At 72.5% G+C, this 3,318-nt stretch carries 4 protein-coding genes; 3 read left to right on the top strand and 1 reads right to left on the bottom strand.

The window, feature by feature from the left end:
- Positions 1–28: 28 nt before the first annotated feature.
- The 3 genes from ACFE8Y_RS21400 (at position 29) to ACFE8Y_RS21390 (ending at position 1,903) form a co-directional block, all read left to right on the top strand.
- Positions 29–904 carry an ATP-binding protein gene (locus ACFE8Y_RS21400; protein ID WP_375466380.1) on the top strand — a complete coding sequence of 292 codons (876 nt, stop codon included), beginning with the start codon at positions 29–31 and terminating at the stop codon, positions 902–904.
- A 27-nt stretch (positions 905–931) separates the two neighbouring features.
- Positions 932–1,381: a YidB family protein gene (locus tag ACFE8Y_RS21395; RefSeq protein ID WP_375466379.1), complete on the top strand. Its 450-nt coding sequence runs from the start codon at positions 932–934 to the stop codon at positions 1,379–1,381.
- Between the two features lie 168 nt (positions 1,382–1,549).
- Entirely contained in the window at positions 1,550–1,903 is a 354-nt protein-coding gene (locus ACFE8Y_RS21390) for a YidB family protein (protein WP_375466378.1), read from the top strand.
- Positions 1,904–2,126: 223 nt separating this feature from the next.
- On the opposite strand, the gene ACFE8Y_RS21385 is transcribed toward ACFE8Y_RS21390, so the two are convergent.
- A partial coding sequence (locus ACFE8Y_RS21385) for a peptidoglycan DD-metalloendopeptidase family protein (protein ID WP_375466377.1) occupies positions 2,127–3,318 on the bottom strand: 1,192 nt, incomplete at its 5' end.

The raw sequence follows: 3,318 nt of genomic DNA, 5'->3' as shown, positions 1-3,318 counted from the left end.
CGTCCCGTCCGAGCCCGCATCCGCCGCCATGACAGAGCCCGCCACCCTCGACACCCTGCTCCCCCTGCTGGAGCGCGTCGCCGCCGCGCTGGAGCGCGCCGCGCCCGCGGTCCGCCCCGCGACGGACATGAACGCCGCCGACGCCTTCCTGTGGGGGCCGGAGCGGCGGCTGATCCCGGTGCCCCACGTCGCCCGCGTCGAGATCGGGCTGCTCACCGGCATCGATCGCGCGCGCGACACGCTGGCCCGGAACACCGAGCGCTTCGCCGAGGGCCTGCCCGCCAACAACGCCCTGCTCTGGGGCGCGCGCGGCATGGGCAAGTCGTCCCTGGTCAAGGCGGTGCACGCCGAGATCAACGCCCGGCGCCCCGCCGGCGCGCGGCCGATGAAGCTCGTCGAGATCCACCGGGAGGACATCGAGGCGCTCCCCGACCTGATGGCCTGCCTGCGCCCCGATCCGCACCGCTGGGTGGTGTTCTGCGACGACCTGTCGTTCGATGCCGACGACACCTCGTACAAGTCGCTCAAGACCGCGCTCGACGGCGGCATCGAGGGCAGGCCGGGCAACGTCCTGTTCTACGCCACCTCGAATCGGCGCCACCTGCTCGCCCGCGAGATGGTCGAGAACGAGCAGGGCACCGCGATCAACCCCGGCGAGGCGGTGGAGGAGAAGGTCTCGCTGTCGGACCGGTTCGGCCTCTGGCTCGGCTTCCACAAGTGCAGCCAGGACGAGTACCTCGCGATGATCCGGGCCTACGTCGCGCGCTACGCGCTGCCCGTCGAACCCGACGCGCTGCGGGCCGAGGCGCTGGAATGGGCCACCACCCGCGGATCGCGCTCGGGGCGCACGGCCTTCCAGTTCATCCAGGACCTCGCCGGCCGGCTCGCCCGGACGCTGGACTGAACCGGCGCGCGATCGCGCCGCAGGCGCTTGACGCGGCCCGGTTCCGCCCAAGCTTGCACGCGACGCCCGATCGCGGGCGGTCTATGGGATGAAGGCATGGGCCTCCTCGACGGGATCAGGCGCGCGGTGGCGCGGGCCGAGCGGCGGATCGACGCGATCGGTGGCGGCGCCCTGCCGATGGCCTTCGCCAAGATCTATCCCGGCGGCCTGCCGGCCTTCCTCGACGCCCTGCGCGCGGCGGGCCACGGCGCGGCGGTGGCGTCCTGGCTCGGACCGGACGCCAACCTGCCGCTTCCGGCCGACGCCTACGCGCCCCTCCTCCCGCCGAAGGTTCTTGCGCGCTTTTCCGCCGACCTCGGCATCCCGGAGGCGCGGGTGGCGACCGCGCTGTCCGAGTTCCTGCCCGGCGCCGTCGACCGCCAGAGCCCGGACGGCGCGCTGGCGCCGCAGATGCAGTTCAGCACGCAGGTCACCTGACCGCGCCAGCCGCCGGCGCATCGCGCAGCGGGCGTGCGGTCCGCGCGGGGAAACGATCCCGATGCAAGGGGCTGGAACAGCTTTTCGCGCGCGGGCGACCCGAAGCTGCCCTATGGTGCGCGCGACGACTGGGCGTGAGGGGCCGAGTCCGAAGGGAGAGGCCGCGCGATGAGCTGGATCGACACGTTGAAGGCGGCGCTGGGCGGCAGCCTCGGGCAGGCCGCGATCGAGGCGCTGCCCGGGATCATCGAGCGGGTGCTGCCGGGCGGGCTCCAGGGCCTCCTGAACCAGCTCCAGAGTTCCGGCTACGCGGCCCAGGTCAATTCCTGGCTCGGGCGCGGGCCCAACGAGCCGATCACCGGGGAGGATCTGCGCCGGGTGATGAACAGCGAGCAGGTCCGCCAGATCGCGGAGAAGCTCGGCATCCCGGCCGATCAGGTGCTCGCGGTCCTCGCCAAGGTCCTGCCCGAGGCGGTGGACCACCACAGCCCGGACGGGACCCTGCAGGCACCGAAGGGCTGATCCGAAGCGCCGACGCCGCTTCCCTTCCCCCTCTGCGGGGGGAGGGTGGCCTTCGGCTGACGCGAGGGTCGGGCGAGGGGAGCGCCGTATCAAGCACCGTCGCTCCCTCACCCGACTTCGCTCGCGGACCACCCTCTCCCGCAGGGGGAGAGGGAGACGCCCAAGTCGGAAACGCGAAACGGCGGCCCCGGAGGCCGCCGTTCTCAATCCGGATGCGCGATCGTCAGTTGCTGGCGAGCTGCGACATCGGATCGACCGGCGCGCCGCTCTTGCGGATCTCGAAGTGGAGCTGGGGCGAGGTCACGTTGCCCGAGGCGCCGGACTTGGCGATGGTCTGGCCGCGCTTCACCTTCTCGCCCGGCTTCACGTCGAGTTCGCCGTTGTGGGCGTAGGCCGAGACGTAGCCGTTCGAATGGCGCACCAGCACGAGCTTGCCGTAGCCCTTCACGTCGGAGCCGGCGTAGGCCACCGTGCCGTCCTCGGCCGCCTTCACCGCCGTGCCCTCCGGGACCGCGATGTTGATGCCCTCGTTGCCCGACGAGCCGTAGCCGGAGATCACCCGGCCCTTGGCCGGCCAGCGGAAGGTCTGGTCGTTGGCCACCGGAGCGGCGGCGACCGAGCCGGTGCCGGCGGGCTCGGGCTTCTCGACCGCGGCGGGCTTCTCAACCAGGGCGGACTTCTCAACCATGGCGGGCTTGGCGGCCGCGACCTTCTCGGTCCTGACCGGCTCCTTGGCGGCCGCCTTGGCAGCCTCGGCCTTCGCCTTCTCGGTGCTCGCGACCTTCTCGGCCGCGGCCTTGGCGGCCTTGGCCTCGGCGACCTTCCTGGCGGCCTCCTTGGCCGCGTCCTTGGTTTTCGCGATGTCCTTGGTTTTCGCGATGTCCTTGGCCTTCGCAGCCCCCTTGGCGGCTTCCTTGGCCGCCTCCGCCTTCGCGAGCTTGGTCCCGGCCTCGGCCTTGCGGGCGGCCTCGGCCTTCGCGTCCGGCTTCGGCTCGGCCTTGGCGGCTTGGCCGGGGCGCACGTGGTGCTTCTTGGCCTCGGCCTCCAGCGCGGCCTCCTTGCGGGTCTTCTCCTCGGCGCGCTTGTCGGCGAGCTTCCTCGCCTCGGCCTCCTGGGCTTCCTTGCGCGCCTCCTTGGCCTCCTTGGCGGCCTCCTCCTTGTGCCTGATCTCGTCCTTCTTGGCCTCGTCCTTCCTGGCCTTGGCGTCGGCCTCCCGCTTGGCCTCGGCCGTCCTGACGCGCTCCGAGGGCGCGGCCGGCACGGCGCGCGCCGTCATCGGAGCGGCCGGGTTCATGCCCGAGGCGCTGTAGACCGGGATCACGATCTGGCGGCCGGGCGTCACCTGGGCGGCGCTGGTCAGGCCGTTGGCCGAGAGGATCGCCGAGGCCGGCACGCCGAAGCGGGTCGACATCTGG

Origin of the sequence: uncultured Methylobacterium sp. (assembly GCF_964242245.1) — a bacterium.
Classification (GTDB): Bacteria; Pseudomonadota; Alphaproteobacteria; order Rhizobiales; family Beijerinckiaceae; genus Methylobacterium.
This window is presented reverse-complemented; position numbering and strand designations above follow the sequence as displayed.

What these genes read in the sequence shown, in the direction of transcription:
- ACFE8Y_RS21400 (WP_375466380.1), top strand. Translation starts at nt 29, where the DNA reads ATGACAGAGCCCGCCACCCTCGACACCCTGCTCCCCCTGCTGGAGCGC.
- ACFE8Y_RS21390 (WP_375466378.1), top strand. Translation starts at nt 1,550, where the DNA reads ATGAGCTGGATCGACACGTTGAAGGCGGCGCTGGGCGGCAGCCTCGGG.